Here is a 15,184-nt window from a genome sequence, read left to right on the forward strand (position 1 = left end):
TATCTTCCGTGAAGGGTCGCCCTGCGTAGTTTTCGCCGGGCGATGTTGGTTCGGCACTGAGGGAGTCCACCTTGCTCCGCGATCGAGTTCGCAGACTGGGCGCCGCCGTACTCGCGGGTGCCCTCGTCACCATGGGGGCCGCCGCGTGTGGCGGAGGCGAGGAGAGCAGCGGTGAGGCCGCTCCGAGCGGCGCCGCGTCCGGGGGTTCGAACCTGAAGGTGGGCCTCGCCTACGACGTGGGCGGGCGCGGTGACCAGTCGTTCAACGACGCCGCCGCGGCGGGCCTCGACAAGGCGAAGGCGGAGCTGAACCTCGCCGAGGCGCGCGAGCTGTCGGCGGGCCCGGGTGAGACCGACGCGCAGAAGGAGGAGCGGCTGCGGCTGCTCGCCAGCAGCGGCTACAACCCGATCATCGCGGTCGGCTTCGCGTACTCCGGCGCGCTCGGCAAGGTCGCCAAGGAGTTCCCGGACGTCAAGTTCGCCATCGTCGACGACGCCGTCGAGGGCTCGAACATCACCAACCTGCTCTTCGCCGAGCACGAGGGCTCCTTCCTGGTCGGCGCGGCCGCGGCGCTGAAGAGCGAGAAGAACAACATCGGCTTCATCGGCGGCGTGCGCACCCCGCTGATCGAGAAGTTCCAGGCCGGCTACGAGGCGGGCGCCAAGTCGGTGAAGCCGGACATCAAGATCCAGTCCGACTACCTCACCGACCCGCCGGACTTCAACGGCTTCAACGACCCGGCCAAGGGCAAGACCACCGCCGAGGGCATGTACGACGCCGGCGCGGACGTCATCTACCAGGCCGCGGGCGGCTCCGGCGGCGGCGTGTTCGAGGCCGCGAAGGCCGCGAACGCGTGGGCGATCGGCGTCGACTCCGACCAGGCGAAGACCGCCGACCCGGGCGTGCGGGACGTGATCATCACGTCGATGCTGAAGAAGGTGGACGTCGCCGTCTTCGACTTCATCAAGAGCGTGAGCGACGGCTCGGTGCAGGCCGGCCCGAAGGTCTACGACCTGAAGGCGGGCGGCGTCGACTACTCCACCACCGGCGGCAAGATCGACGACATCACCGCCAAGCTCGACGAGCTCAAGCAAAGGATCATCAGCGGCGAGATCACCGTTCCCGACAAGCTCTCCTGACGTGAAACCCGCCGTCGAACTCCGGGGAATCACCAAACGATTCCCCGGAGTGGTCGCCAACAAGAACATCGAGCTCAGCGTCGCCGCCGGCCACGTTCACGCCATCGTGGGCGAGAACGGGGCCGGCAAGTCGACGCTGATGAAGATCCTGTACGGCATGCTGCGCCCCGACGAGGGCGAGATCAGGGTCAACGGCGAGAAGGTCACCTTCCACTCCCCGGCCGACGCGATCGCGGCCGGGATCGGCATGGTGCACCAGCACTTCATGCTCGCCGACAACCTGACCGTGCTGGAGAACGTGATCCTCGGCAGCGAGCCGCGGCGGATGTTCGGCATCGACTTCGCCGCGGCCCGCCGCCGGATCAAGGAGATCTCCGAGACGTACGGTCTCGGCGTCGACCCGGACGCGCTCGTCGAGGACATCGGGGTCGGCGAGCGGCAGCGCGTGGAGATCCTCAAGGTGCTCTACCGGGGCGCGCGCATCCTCATCCTCGACGAGCCCACCGCGGTGCTCGTGCCGCAGGAGGTGGAGGAGCTCTTCCGCAACCTGCGCTCGCTCGTCGAGCAGGGCCTGACCATCATCTTCATCTCGCACAAGCTCGACGAGGTGCTGTCCGTCGCCGACGCGATCACCGTGATCCGGCGCGGCGAGACCGTGGCGAACGTCTCCCCCAAGGAGGTCACCGCCCGCAGGCTCGCCGAGCTCATGGTCGGCAGCGAGCTGCCCAGCCCGCAGACCGGCGAGTCCACGGTTACCGACGAGGTCGCCCTGGAGGTGTCCGGCCTGTCCATGGTCAAGGACGGCCGGCCGCTGCTCTCCGGCATCGACCTGCGCATCCGCAAGGGCGAGGTGGTCGGCATCGCGGGCGTGGAGGGCAACGGGCAGGCCGAGCTGGTCGAGGCGATCATGGGCATGCGCCCGATCGACTCCGGCACCATCCGGCTGCTCGGCGAGGACATCACGCACTGGCCCACGCTGCGCCGCCGCGAGCGCGGCATCGCCTACATCCCCGAGGACCGGCACCGGCACGGCCTGCTGCTCGACGCGCCGCTGTGGGAGAACCGCATCCTCGGCCACCAGACCCGCCGCCCGAACGTCAAGGGCTTCTGGATCGACCGGGCCGGGGCACGCCGGGACACCCAGCGCATCGTCGAACGCTACGACGTGCGCACCCCGGGCATCGACGTGGCCGCGTCCGCGCTCTCCGGCGGCAACCAGCAGAAGCTCATCGTCGGCCGGGAGATGAGCGGCGACCCCGTGGTGCTCATCGCCGCCCACCCGACCCGCGGCGTCGACGTCGGCGCCCAGGCGGCGATCTGGGACCACCTGCGCGAGGCGCGCGCCAACGGGCTCGCCGTACTGCTCATCTCCGCCGACCTCGACGAGCTCATCGGCCTCTCCGACACGCTCAAGGTGATCCTGCGCGGGCGGCTGGTCGCCGAGTTCGACCCGTCCCGCGTCACCCCGGACGAGCTCGGGTCGGCGATGACGGGTGCTCAGGAGGTTGCGTGACCGGTTTCGTCGACCGCCTGCTCGGGCGGGTCCCGCTCAACGGCGTGCTCGCGATCGTCGCGCCGCTGCTCGCCGTGCTGTTCGCGGCCCTGGTCACCTCGATCGTGCTGATCGTCACCGGCAACCCGCCGGTCGACACCCTGCTGCTCATGGTCGAGTACGGCACGCGGCCTCGCACGCTCGTGCTCACCATCAACCAGGCCACCACCTTCTACCTGTCCGCGGTCGCGGTGGCGATCGGGTTCCGGATGAACCTGTTCAACATCGGCGTGGACGGCCAGTACCGGCTCGCCGCGCTGATCGCGGCCGCGGTCGGCGGCGCGGTGGTGCTGCCCGCGCCGCTGCACATCGCGCTCATCGTCGTGGTGGCGGTGCTCGTCGGCGCGCTCTGGGCGGCGATCGCGGGCGTGCTCAAGGTCACCCGCGGGGTGAGCGAGGTCATCTCGACGATCATGCTGAACGCGATCGCGACCGGCCTCGGCGCGTGGCTGCTCACCCAGTGGGCGGTGCCGATCTCGGGCAGCAACAACATCGGCACCCGGCCGATCCCGGAGTCCGGGCGCTTCCCCGGCTTCGAGCTGATCCCCGGCACCACGCAGCAGGTGTTCGGGTTCATCATCGTCGCCGCGCTCGTCGGCGTCGGCTTCCACGTGATGCTCAACCACACCCGGTTCGGGTTCGAGCTGCGCGCCACCGGGCAGTCCGAGCCCGCCGCGGTGGCGAGCGGCGTGAACGTCAAGCGGATGGTCGTCCTCGCGATGATCATCTCGGGCGGTACGGCCGGGCTGGTGGGCATGCCGCAGCTGCTCGGCCACTCCTACACCTACAGCCTCGACTTCCCGGCCGGGCTCGGCTTCACCGGGATCGCGATCGCGCTGCTCGGCCGCAACCACCCGGTCGGCATCGTGTTCGCCTCGCTGCTGTGGGCCTTCCTCGACAACTCCGCCCAGATCCTCGACCTGGAGGCGATCCCCAAGGAGATCGTCACCATCATGCAGGGCACGATCGTGCTCTCCGTCATCGTCGCCTACGAGCTGGCGCACCGGTACAGCCAGGTGGCGCTGCAGCGCCGCGTCGGCCGTGAGCTGGGGGAGGTGAAGGCGTGAGCGTCACCGAGGCGGCCCCGCCGGCGCGGGCCGCGGGCACCGCGGCGCCGTCCCGGTTCCGCATGTCGTGGCAGGTGCTGCTGCTCGGCCTGTTCGGACTGCTCGTGCTGCTGTCGGTCGCCCGGGTGCTCACCGGGGCGAACGACATCACCTCCGGCGGCACGTTCGGGGCCGCGCTCGGGCTCGCCGTACCGATCGGGCTCGCCGCGCTCGGCGGGTTGTGGTCGGAGCGGGCCGGGGTGGTGAACATCGGCCTCGAGGGCATGATGATCTTCGGCACCTGGTTCGGGGCGTGGGGGGCGCTGCAGTTCTCCAGCCCCTGGGCCGGGGTGATCGCCGGGCTGATCGGCGGCGCGCTCGGCGGCCTGCTGCACGCGATCGCCACCGTCACCTTCGGCGTCGACCACATCATCTCCGGCGTGGCGATCACCATGCTCGGCCAGGGCGTCACCCAGTACCTGTCGAAGCTCGTGTTCGAGGGCATGCCGGGCGGCGGCGAGACCCAGTCGCCGCGGGTGCCCGCGCCGGAGCGGGTGAGCATCCCGGGCATCGGCGAGCCGCTGCAGACCCTGGAGGCGAAGGGCTGGTTCCTGCTGTCCGACGTGGCCGGGCTGCTGCGCGGGCTCACCCAGAACGTCTCGCTGCTCACCATCGTGGCGATCCTGCTCGTCCCGCTCAGCTACTGGCTGCTGTGGCGGACGGCGTTCGGGCTGCGGCTGCGCTCCTGCGGCGAGCGGCCGGTGGCGGCCGAGTCGCTCGGCGTGAACGTCTACTTCTACAAGTACGTCGCGGTGATCGTGTCCGGCGCGCTCGCCGGGCTCGGCGGGGCGTTTCTCTCCCTGGTCGCGGCGGGCATCTACCGGGAGGGCCAGACCGGCGGCCGCGGCTTCATCGGCCTCGCCGCGATGATCTTCGGGAACTGGCGGCCGGGCGGGCTCGCCGGCGGCGCGGCGCTGTTCGGGTTCACCGACGCGCTCCAGCTCCGCCAGGGCGGGGTGTCGGTGCACGCGCTGCTGCTGGTGATCGTGCTGCTGCTCGTGGCGTTCGCGGTCTACCAGGCGGTACGGCACCGCCACGTGCGGGCGGCGGTGATCTCCGCGGCCTGCGCGCTCGCCGTGTTCGTCGTGTTCGCGGTCACCGACACGGTGCCCGACCAGTTCACCTCGTTCACGCCGCACCTGGCCACGCTGCTCGTGCTGTCGCTCGCCTCGCAGCGGCTGCGCATGCCGGCCGCGGACGGCGTGCCGTACCGGAGAGGACAGGCGTCATGACCGAAGCGCCGGACCGCGGCGCGACCACCGAGCGGGAGATCGACTGGGGGCTGCTGCGCGAGCGTGCCGTCGAGGCGATGCGCCGCGCGTACGCGCCGTACTCGAAGTTCCCGGTCGGCGCGGCGGCGCTCGTCGACGACGGGCGCGTGGTGGTCGGCTGCAACGTCGAGAACGCCTCCTACGGCCTCGGCCTGTGCGCCGAGTGCGGCCTGGTGTCCGCGCTGCACGCCACCGGCGGCGGGCGGCTGGTCGCGCTCGCCTGCGTGGACGGCAACGGCGAGCCGCTCATGCCGTGCGGGCGGTGCCGGCAGCTCCTGTACGAGCACGGCGGGCCGGAGATGCTGCTGCAGACCGCCGAGGGGCCGAAGCGCATGGCGGAGGTGCTGCCGCTCGCGTTCGGCCCGGAGGACCTCGGCCGGGTGCGCTGAGCCCTTTCCGAACCGGCCCGGCGCGCCTCGGCCCGGGCCGGTTCCCCGGTGACCTGATGGGGGTTTCATGAGCTTCGACGCGATCGACGTGATCATCACCAAGCGGGACGGCCGCGAGCTGTCCGACGCGCAGATCGACTGGGTCGTCGACGCGTACACCCGGGGCGAGGTGGCCGACGAGCAGATGTCCGCGCTCGCCATGGCGATCCTGCTCAACGGCATGAACCGGCGGGAGATCGCCCGGTGGACCGCGGCGATGGTCGCCTCCGGCACCCGGATGGACTGGTCGGCCCTGGGCGGCCCGACCACCGACAAGCACTCCACCGGCGGCGTCGGCGACAAGATCACGCTGCCGCTCGCGCCGCTGGTCGCGGCGTGCGGGGCGTACGTGCCGCAGCTGTCCGGCCGGGGCCTCGGCCACACCGGCGGCACGCTCGACAAGCTCGAGTCGATCCCCGGCTGGCGGGCGTCGCTGTCCGCCGACGAGATGCTCGCCGTACTGCGCGAGGCGGGCGCGGTGGTGTGCGCCGCCGGGGAGGGGCTCGCCCCGGCGGACCGCAAGCTGTACGCGCTGCGCGACGTGACCGGCACCGTGGAGTCGATCCCGCTCATCGCCTCGTCGATCATGTCGAAGAAGATCGCCGAGGGCACCGGGGCGCTCGTGCTCGACGTGAAGGTCGGCTCCGGCGCGTTCATGAAGGACGTGGCCTCGGCCCGGGAGCTCGCCACCACCATGGTCGAGCTCGGCGAGGACGCCGGGGTGCGCACGGTCGCCCTGCTCACCGCGATGGACCGGCCGCTCGGCCGCGCGGTCGGCAACGCGCTCGAGGTCGCCGAGGCGGTCGAGGTGCTCGCCGGGGGCGGCCCGGAGGACGTGGTCGAGCTCACGGTACGGCTCGCGCGGGAGATGCTCGCCGCCGCCGGGGTGGACGGCCGGGACCCGGCCGACGCGCTCAAGGACGGCTCGGCGATGGACGTCTGGCGGCGCATGATCCGGGCCCAGGGCGGCGACCCGGACGCCCCGCTGCCGCGCGCCGCCGAGACCATGGACGTCACCGCCCCGGCCGACGGCGTGCTCGCCCGCCTCGACGCCTACGCGGTGGGCGTCGCCGCCTGGCGGCTGGGCGCGGGCCGGGCCCGCAAGGAGGACCCGGTGTCGCACGCCGCGGGCGTCACGCTGCACGCCAAGCCCGGCGACCATGTGCGCAAGGGGCAGCCGCTGCTGACCCTGCACACCGACGAGCCCGCGCGGTTCGACCGGGCCCTGGCGGCCCTTGAGGGCGCGTACGAGATCGGCATGGCGCCCGACCCGGGCCTGCTCCCGCTGGTGATCGAGCGGGTGACCGCCTGAGCCCGCAGGACCGCGAGAGGACGGGGGAACCATGGTGCGGAAGATCGAGTCGGCCACCCGCATCCCGGTGCCGGGCGGCAAGATCATCGACGAGTACGTGGGCCGGGTGAACACCGGGGACGAGCGGCTGTCGGTCGCCCACATGGTCGCCCCGCCCGGGTGGACCGAGCCGCCGCAGACGCCAGAGTTCGCCGAGTTCACCCTGGTGCTGCGCGGCACGCTGCACGTGGAGCACGACGGCGAGGTGATCGAGGTCGGCGCGGGCCAGGCCGTGGTGACCGAGCCGGGCGAGCGCATCCGGTACGGCGTCGGCCCGGAGGGCGCCGAGTACGTGGCGATCTGCCTGCCCGCGTTCTCGCCGGACACCGCCCACCGGGAGGACGAATGACGCACGCGGCCGGGCCGTACCGGCGGCGCGGCATAGGATGAGCGAATGGACCAGAAGCCGACTCTAGAGGAGATCCGCAAGGCGCCGAAGGTACTGCTCCACGACCATCTCGACGGCGGCCTTCGGCCGGAGACGATCGTCGATCTCGCCCGCGAGTCGGGGTACGACCGGCTGCCCAGCACCGACCCGGACAACCTGCGGCAGTGGTTCCACGAGGCGGCCGACTCGGGCTCGCTCGAACGGTACCTGGAGACCTTCGCCCACACGGTCGGGGTGATGCAGACCCGCGAGGCGCTGTACCGGGTGGCGCTCGAGTGCGCCGAGGACCTCGCCGCCGACGGCGTCGTGTACGCCGAGGTGCGGTTCGCCCCCGAGCAGCACACCTCGGCCGGGCTCGGCCTCGACGAGGTGGTCCAGGCGGTCCTCGACGGCTTCAAGGACGGCTCGGCGCGGTACGGCATCCGCGTGGGCACGCTGCTCACCGCGATGCGGCACCAGGCCCGCTCGATGGAGATCGCCGAGCTCGCGGTCCGGTACCGGGACGTGGGCGTGGTCGGCTTCGACATCGCCGGCGCCGAGGCGGGCTACCCGCCGACCCGGCACCTGGACGCGTTCGAGTACCTGCAGCGGGAGAACGCCCACTTCACCATCCACGCCGGGGAGGCGTTCGGCCTGCCGTCGATCTGGCAGGCGATCCAGTGGTGCGGCGCCGACCGGCTCGGCCACGGCGTGCGCATCATCGACGACATCCAGGTCTCCCCGGACGGCACGGCGAAGCTCGGCCGCCTCGCCGCGTACGTGCGGGACAAGCGCATCCCGCTGGAGATGTGCCCCACCTCGAACCTGCAGACCGGCGCGGCCCCGTCGATCGCCGAGCACCCGATCGGCCTGCTGCGGCGGCTCTACTTCCGGGTGACGGTGAACACCGACAACCGGCTGATGAGCAACACCTCGCTGTCCGAGGAGTTCGCCAAGCTCGTCGACGCCTTCGGTTACGGCTGGGACGACCTGCAGTGGTTCACGGTGAACGCGATGAAGTCGGCGTTCATCCCGTTCGACGAGCGCCTGGCGCTGATCAACGGCGTGATCAAGCCGGGCTTCGCCCGGCTGAAGTGGCGGGCGGGCCTGCCATGAAGCCCCGCGTGTTCCGGTCGAAGGGCGCGTTCGTCCTCGGCTGGATCTGGCTGATCTTCGCCGCGCTCAACGCCGTCGACCTGATCGCGCGGGGCAGCATGCCCTCCTCGCTCATCGCCGGTGCCGTGCTCGGCGTGCTCACCGCGGTGATCTACGTGACCTGCCTGCGCCCCGGCATCTTCCTGCGCGAGGACGGCGTGCTCGTCCGCAACCCGCTCCGCGACGCGTTCATCCCCTGGTCGGCGCTCGGCGACGTCCGGGTCACCCACGCGATCCTCATCGAGTCCGGCGGCCGCACCATCCGCTCCTGGACCCCGCAGGTCTCGAACCGGGAACTCATGCGCATGGCCCGCGACCGGGCCGCCACCCGCCGCGCCGGCGAGCCGGACGGCACGGACGACCGGCCGCCCCGCACCCCGCACGACCACGCCGCGGCCCTCGCCGGCCGTACCCACGCCCACTGGGTCGCCGAGCAGATCGTCGAGGAGTCGGCCCGCGCCCGCACCCGCACAGGCGACACCGCGGGCACGCTCACCGTGACCTGGTCCCCCGTCCCCCTCTCCGCCCTCGGCGCCGCCCTCCTGCTCGTCGCCGCCGCCGTGGTCGCCTCGCTCTGACCGGCGACCCGGCCACCCCGGCGGTGGCACGCCGGGTGGGCATGCCGTACGCCACGGCACTGCGATAACCACCCATGACCTTGACCGACCGTAAAGTTGCAGCGAACCTCCCGGGTCTGCTGCACTACCGGAGGTTCACTGCAAAACGGCCCTTGCCGACCTTGATCAACAGGCTTTCAATCTGCGCCTTTACCGTCGGGTCCTCATCGCCCCTAAGAGGGGTCGCAACCCGTTGATGTAGCCGTACCAGCCGTCGGCCTGGTCCTCATCGCCCCTGAGAGGGGTCGCAACGCACCAGACGGGTAGCCCTCACGCATCCGGACGACGAGTTCTTATCGCGCCGGGCAGATCCAGCCGGAGATCCCAAGCCATTGCGAGCCATGGTGAAACCCATGGCCGAGGCATTGCTGTCGGCCGAGATCGGCATCTTCTCTGATGCCCTGCAGTGCGATTTGGTCAGTTCACCTCTTTTAGGACTATATCTCGATAAGTGTCGATTTCCGAATTCGAGAGTTAGTTATCCACATTACACAACGAGTACGTATAAGCACCACCTCCTTAAGGTGAAAGAATTTCTCCATCACGAGGGACTGACAGATCTCCGCCTTTCCCTCTCATTGACGAGCGATAAGGCCATACTTGAAGCAGTGCTTACGCATCACCAGCCTCACCCGGCGCATTTGGTGCCTGCTTCGCACCTGCCGGGTTACGCCACGAGGAGACACATGAACAGGCCTCCCGCGCCGGCAAGCCCGGATGATTTCGCAGCCGAGATGATGGCCTACGCGATCCGCTGGTGGCGCGAGAGCGTCGCCCGGATGAGCCTTCGCCAGGCTGGCATGCGCATTCCCCTGAGCCACTCGTATCTCAGCAAACTGGAACGTAACCGGCGGCCTCTAACGGCCGATCTCGTCTCACAGCTGGACCGGGCCTATCGCGCGGAAGGGAAGATAACGGAGTTTTACTGCCTGATCACTAAATTCGATCACGCATCCCGGTGTACTCTCGCCGTTAGTCCGTCACAAGCCGAGGAGGACGAAACGGAACGCCGAAGGCTTCTCCAGCTCGCCGCTACCGGCATGGGGGTCGGCGCATTCATCGCACCGGACGAATCGGTGCGCCGCCTGGTCGACATCGCGCTCAACACCGCGCCGCGCAGCGTCGAAGACTGGGAATTGGTCCGGGACGACCATCTGCACGCAATTCGCACCCGGCCGGCCGCCGAGGTGCACGACGATCTACTGGTCGATCTCCTTCGCATTCACCGCGAACTGCTTCACGCCGACGACGGCGAGCGGACCGAGCTGTACCGCATCGCGGCCGTGCTCGCCGCATTCCACGCCAGCGTCCTGACGCGCCTGGGCGAACGCGGCGGGGCGTTGCGCTGGTACGAGACGGCACGTGCCGCCGCCGACAGCTCCGGCGACCGCGATCTGCGTCTCCTGATCCGCGGCCACGAGGCGGATCACAGCCTCTATGGTCTGCGCAGCCCGGAGGCGGTGCTGCGGTTGACCCAGGATGCGCTGCGTATTGCGGGTTCGAGCCCGCGTCCCTCGGTCGGCCTGGTATTCGTCACGCGGGCGCAGGCGCACGCGCTCGCACTGACGAACCGCCGCGCCGAGGCCCGGAAGGCCGTGCAGCGGTTCACCGACATCGCTGAGGCGAATTTTCCCGTCGTGCCGGGATTCTGGGAATCGTCCGACTACCGCATCTACTTCACCCACAGCCAGGTCTTCTCTGCGATCGGCGACGAGACCGCGGCGGCCAAGGCGCAGGAGTCCATCCTCAAAGGCGACCCGGCCGGCTACCAGGTGCCCATCAACGCGCGCCTGCACGCCGCGCAGTGCACGGTGGTGAACGGCGGCATCGGCGAAGGCGTTCGGCAGGCCACGGAAGTCCTTGCAGCCATTCCCAGGCCCTACTGCAACCTCATGATCACCGAGACGGCGCGCCGCATCCTCCGCGCGGTGCCCGTCCATCAGCGCAACCATCCGGCCGTGGCCGACCTCCATGCGGTTCTCCCCATCACCACCGCGAAGGACATTGACGTGTAGTCGGCCACAACCCGGCCAGGATGCGCTAGGTGACGCCACCGCGACGCCCAGCGGCGGACGGTCACCATAAGTCTCAGATCGAGCCGTTCGTCGTGAGTGTCGTTGGCCAGTGCGATTGCGCTGCCAGATACGGCAACCGGGAAAACCGCCACAGACGATCTGAGCCCCTGGATCACCCGGGGCGGCATGTCCTCAGGTGATCAGGGGCTCTGCTCGTTCAGGACGCGGGCTAGCGCGGGATGGGCAGGAAGCCGACGCGCTCGCGGACCTGCTCCATCGTCTCCTGGGCGACGGCGCGGGCGCGCTCGGCGCCGATGGCGAGGAGCTTGTCGAGTTCGGCCTCGTCGGCGAGGAGGCGCTGGGTGCGCTCGCGGATCGGGGTGAAGGTCTCGATCACGGCCTCGGCGACGTCCTTCTTGAACGTGCCGTAGCCCTGGCCCTCGTAGCGCTTCTCCAGCTCGGGGATGGGCGTCTTGGTGAGCGCGGAGAGGATGCGCAGCAGGTTGGTGATGCCGGGCTTGTTCTCCTCGTCGGCACGGATCTCGGTGCCGGTGTCGGTCACCGCGCGCATGATCTTCTTGCGCAGCGGGCCGGGCTCGTCGAGCAGGTCGAGGATGCCCTGCGGGCTCGAGGAGGACTTGGACATCTTCGCCGTGGGCTCCTGGAGGTCGGTGATCTTCTCGACCTCCTTGAGGATGTACGGCTGCGGCAGCCGGAACGTCTCCCCGAACCGGTGGTTGAACCGCTGGGCGAGGTCGCGGGTGAGCTCCAGGTGCTGCTTCTGGTCGGCCCCGACCGGCACCTGGTCGGCCTGATACAGGAGGATGTCCGCGGCCTGCAGGATCGGGTAGGTGAACAGGCCCACGCCGACGAACTCCTGCTTGGCGGACTTGTCCTTGTACTGGGTCATGCGCGACGCCTCGCCCATGCCGGTGAGGCAGGTGAGGATCCAGGCCAGCTCGGTGTGTTCGCGCACGTGGCTCTGCACGAAGACCGTGCACTTCTCCGGGTCCAGCCCGATCGCGAAGAGCTGGGCGGCGGCGACCCGGGTACGGCGGCGCAGCAGCTCCGGGTCCCACTCGACGGTGAGCGCGTGCAGGTCGACGACCATGTAGTAGGAGTCGTGCGTCTCCTGCATCTCGACCCACTGGCGCAGCGCGCCCAGGTAGTTGCCCAGGTGGAAGGAGTCTGCGGTCGGCTGGATGCCGGAGAGAACACGGGGTCTGGCCATACCCGCAATTGTGTCAGGTTCCGGAGGCGTTCTGCGACTCGACGCCACCGCCGCCGCGTGGCGGAGAAGGCCCGCCGTCGTCGCCGTCCGGCGGCGCCGGCTCGGCCGTACCGGGCGGTCCGGCGAGGCCCGGTACGGCGGCGCCGGGCGCGTACGGGGACACCCGCACCCGGGCGACCCGCCGGCCGTCCATCTCGGTCACGGTGAGCAGGTAGCCGCCGATCCGCACCTCGTCCCCGGTCTGGGGCACCCGGCCGAGCGCGGCCATGATGAAGCCGCCGAGCGTCTCGTACGGCCCGTCCGGCAGCCGCATGCCGGTCTCCGCGGCGAAGCCGTCGAGGTTGACCAGGCCGTCGAGGTCGAGCTCGCCGGAGACCCGCCGCACCGGCGCGGCGGTGCGGTCGTACTCGTCGCGGATGTCGCCGATCAGCTCCTCGACCAGGTCCTCGAGCGTGACGATGCCGCTGGTGCCGCCGTACTCGTCGACCACGATGGCGAGGTGGTGGCCCTCGTCGCGCATCTCGGAGAGCGCGGCGAGCACCATCTTGCTCGCGGGCACGAACTTCACCGGGCGTACCGGCACGAGTTCGCCGAGCGGCTCGTCGTGGCCGCGGAGCGCCGGGTTGAGCAGGTCGCGGATGTGCACGAACCCGATCACGTTGTCGTGCGAGCCGCGGAACACCGGGAACCGGGAGTGCGGGGAGGCGGCGGCGCGGGCGGCGGCCTGCGCGAACGGCGTGTCGGCGTCCATGAACTCCACCTCGGTGCGTGGCAGCAGCACCTCGCGCACCTGCCGCTTGCCCGCGGCGAACACCTCGCCGATCAGCCGCCGCTCGTCCGGGGTGAGCACCTGGCTGCCCACCACCATGTCGCGCAGCTCCTCCACGGTGACCGCGCTGCGGTCGGCGGCCGGGTTGCCGCCGAGCAGCCGCACCACGCCGTCGGTGGACTTCGACAGCAGCCAGATCACCGGCCGGGAGAGTACGGCGATGCGGTCGATGACGGGGGCCACGACGAGCGCGAGCGAGGCCGAGCGCTGCAGCGCGAGCCGTTTCGGCGCGAGCTCGCCGAGCACCAGCGACACGTACGAGATGGCGAGCGTGACGAGCACGAGCGCGAGCGGCGCGGCCACCGCCTCGGGCACCCCGCGGGCGGCGAGCGCGGGCGCGAGGTCGCGGGCGAGGGTGTCGGCGCCGAACGCGGCCGAGAGCATGGTGGCGACGGTGACGCCGATCTGCACCGAGGAGAGGAAGCGGTTGGGGTCCCGGGCGAGGCGCGCGACCCGGGCGCCGCGGCGGCCGCGCTCGGCGAGGCGGCGCACCTGGCTCTCCCGCAGCGAGACCAGGGCGATCTCGGCGGCGGCGAAGAAGCCGCCGATCAGGATGAAGAGCAGGACCAGGGCGATGTTCGCGGCGACGGTGCCCACATCGATGTCCGTTTCCCGAGGTCAGCTGGGTCGCACAGGCCGGCGGCCTGGTCTGCCAGGGTACCGGGGGCAAAGGCGCGTATGCTGGGCGGCATACCGCAATAGCCTCAAAATCAAACAGAATCCAACCAAAGTAAAAACCGATGGGGTGATTCCGTGAAGCTCCTGGTCACCGGCGGGGCCGGGTACATCGGCAGCGTCGTCGCCGCGCAGCTCCTCGAGGCGGGGCACGAGGTGACCGTGCTCGACGACCTGTCCACGGGGCATGCGGACGCGGTGCCGCCCGGCGCCCGATTCGAACGGTGCTCGATCACCGAGGCCGGCCCGGTGCTCGAGCGCGGCTTCGACGCCGTGCTGCACTTCGCGGCAAAGTCCCTGGTCGGCGAGTCGGTGGCGGACCCGGCGAAGTACTGGCACTCCAACCTCGGCGGCACGCTCGCGCTGCTGGACGCGATGCGCCGGGCGGGCGTGGACCGGATCGTGTTCTCCTCCACCGCCGCGACGTACGGCGAGCCGGAGCGCTGCCCCATCGAGGAGACCGACCCCACCCGGCCGACCAACCCGTACGGGGCGTCCAAGCTCGCCATCGACACCGCGCTCACCACGTTCGCGGGCCTGTACGGCCTCGGCGCGGTGAGCCTGCGGTACTTCAACGTCGCCGGGGCCTACACGGCCGCGGACGGCCGGGTGTACCGGGAGCGCCACGACACCGAGACCCACCTCATCCCGAACGTGCTCGCCGTGGCCCGCGGCGAGCGCCCGTCGGTGCGGATCTTCGGCGACGACTACCCCACCCCGGACGGCACCTGCGTCCGCGACTACATCCACGTCGCCGACCTCGCCCGCGCCCACCTGCTCGCGCTCGACGCGTGCACGCCGGGCCGCCACGCGATCTACAACCTCGGCAACGGCTCCGGTTTCTCGGTCAAGGAGGTGATCGAGGTGTGCCGCGCGGTCACCGGGCACCCGATCCCGGCCGAGGTCGCCCCGCGCCGCCCCGGCGACCCGGCGATCCTCGTGGCCTCCAGCGAGCGCATCCGGCGCGACCTCGGCTGGTCCCCCGAGCACCCGTCGCTGAAGCAGATCGTCGCCGACGCCTGGGCCGCCCTGGCCGGGTGACGCGGACACGACGGCGGGACCGCCGATGAGACCGGCATCACGCGGATTTCCGCCCCTACCGTCCGGGTTTATGGTGAAATCTGCTCTGTGATGATGAGAGGCGGCTTATCGCCCCGGCCGCTCCCTTCCTGGTCCCTTCATCTCGCCGCGAGCGCCGTCATCCTCCTCGCCACCCTCCTCACCACCGCCGGGGTGGTGTTCGTCACTCCCCCGCCCGGCCCGGCCTCCCCCACGCCCACCTGCGTGCCCGGCAAGCGCGGCTGACCGCGGGCTCCCCCGCGGCGCGTGCCGTGCCGTACCCGGACGACCACGGGCCTGTGCGCCCCGGAACGCGCATGCGCCGGGCAGGCGGTCCTGCCCGGCGCATGCGGGTCTCGTCAGGTGGGCCGGCGCGTCTCGGATGCGCG

At 70.8% G+C, this 15,184-nt stretch carries 14 protein-coding genes; 12 read left to right on the plus strand and 2 right to left on the minus strand.

The window, feature by feature from the left end; all coding sequences use genetic code 11:
• Positions 1-71: 71 nt before the first annotated feature.
• The 10 genes from FHX40_RS18260 (at position 72) to FHX40_RS18305 (ending at position 11,001) form a co-directional block, all read left to right on the plus strand.
• On the plus strand, positions 72-1,139 hold the full coding sequence (locus FHX40_RS18260; protein ID WP_229789051.1) for a BMP family lipoprotein: 1,068 nt from the start codon (positions 72-74) through the stop codon (positions 1,137-1,139).
• 49 nt (positions 1,140-1,188) lie between these two features.
• Positions 1,189-2,652: an ABC transporter ATP-binding protein gene (locus FHX40_RS18265; protein ID WP_229789053.1), complete on the plus strand. Its 1,464-nt coding sequence runs from the start codon at positions 1,189-1,191 to the stop codon at positions 2,650-2,652.
• Positions 2,649-3,758, plus strand: a complete 1,110-nt coding sequence (locus FHX40_RS18270) for an ABC transporter permease (protein ID WP_189136255.1) — start codon at positions 2,649-2,651, stop codon at positions 3,756-3,758. The genes FHX40_RS18265 and FHX40_RS18270 overlap by 4 nt, the downstream gene beginning before the upstream one ends.
• A 62-nt stretch (positions 3,759-3,820) precedes the next feature.
• Complete coding sequence (locus FHX40_RS18275; protein WP_142261873.1) at positions 3,821-5,029, plus strand: ABC transporter permease; 1,209 nt, start codon at positions 3,821-3,823, stop codon at positions 5,027-5,029.
• Positions 5,026-5,457, plus strand: coding sequence for a cytidine deaminase (locus FHX40_RS18280; RefSeq protein WP_142260751.1), 432 nt, complete (start codon positions 5,026-5,028; stop codon positions 5,455-5,457). The genes FHX40_RS18275 and FHX40_RS18280 overlap by 4 nt, the downstream gene beginning before the upstream one ends.
• Positions 5,458-5,524: 67 nt before the next feature.
• Positions 5,525-6,808: a thymidine phosphorylase gene (locus FHX40_RS18285; RefSeq protein ID WP_142260752.1), complete on the plus strand. Its 1,284-nt coding sequence runs from the start codon at positions 5,525-5,527 to the stop codon at positions 6,806-6,808.
• 31 nt (positions 6,809-6,839) lie between these two features.
• Positions 6,840-7,196, plus strand: coding sequence for a cupin domain-containing protein (locus FHX40_RS18290; protein ID WP_142260753.1), 357 nt, complete (start codon positions 6,840-6,842; stop codon positions 7,194-7,196).
• Between the two features lie 45 nt (positions 7,197-7,241).
• On the plus strand, positions 7,242-8,330 hold the full coding sequence (locus FHX40_RS18295) for an adenosine deaminase (RefSeq protein ID WP_142260754.1): 1,089 nt from the start codon (positions 7,242-7,244) through the stop codon (positions 8,328-8,330).
• Positions 8,331-8,338: 8 nt separating this feature from the next.
• Complete coding sequence (locus FHX40_RS18300; protein ID WP_170198880.1) at positions 8,339-8,947, plus strand: PH domain-containing protein; 609 nt, start codon at positions 8,339-8,341, stop codon at positions 8,945-8,947.
• Positions 8,948-9,672: 725 nt separating this feature from the next.
• A complete protein-coding gene (locus FHX40_RS18305; RefSeq protein ID WP_170198881.1) occupies positions 9,673-11,001 on the plus strand; it encodes a helix-turn-helix domain-containing protein in 1,329 nt (442 codons plus the stop codon).
• Between the two features lie 229 nt (positions 11,002-11,230).
• On the opposite strand, the gene trpS is transcribed toward FHX40_RS18305, so the two are convergent.
• Positions 11,231-12,232 (minus strand): tryptophan--tRNA ligase, encoded by a 1,002-nt coding sequence (gene trpS, locus FHX40_RS18310; protein ID WP_142260757.1) that lies wholly within the window; start codon positions 12,230-12,232, stop codon positions 11,231-11,233.
• Between the two features lie 13 nt (positions 12,233-12,245).
• Positions 12,246-13,658 carry a hemolysin family protein gene (locus tag FHX40_RS18315; protein WP_142260758.1) on the minus strand — a complete coding sequence of 471 codons (1,413 nt, stop codon included), beginning with the start codon at positions 13,656-13,658 and terminating at the stop codon, positions 12,246-12,248.
• Positions 13,659-13,814: 156 nt separating this feature from the next.
• Here FHX40_RS18315 and galE point away from each other — a divergent pair, with 156 nt between their 5' ends.
• Both galE and FHX40_RS25175 read left to right on the plus strand, forming a co-directional pair.
• On the plus strand, positions 13,815-14,777 hold the full coding sequence (galE, locus tag FHX40_RS18320) for a UDP-glucose 4-epimerase GalE (RefSeq protein ID WP_142260759.1): 963 nt from the start codon (positions 13,815-13,817) through the stop codon (positions 14,775-14,777).
• 93 nt (positions 14,778-14,870) lie between these two features.
• Entirely contained in the window at positions 14,871-15,041 is a 171-nt protein-coding gene (locus FHX40_RS25175) for a hypothetical protein (RefSeq protein ID WP_170198882.1), read from the plus strand.
• Positions 15,042-15,184 lie beyond the last annotated feature (143 nt).

Source organism: Thermopolyspora flexuosa (assembly GCF_006716785.1).
Lineage (GTDB): Bacteria > Actinomycetota > Actinomycetes > Streptosporangiales > Streptosporangiaceae > Thermopolyspora > Thermopolyspora flexuosa.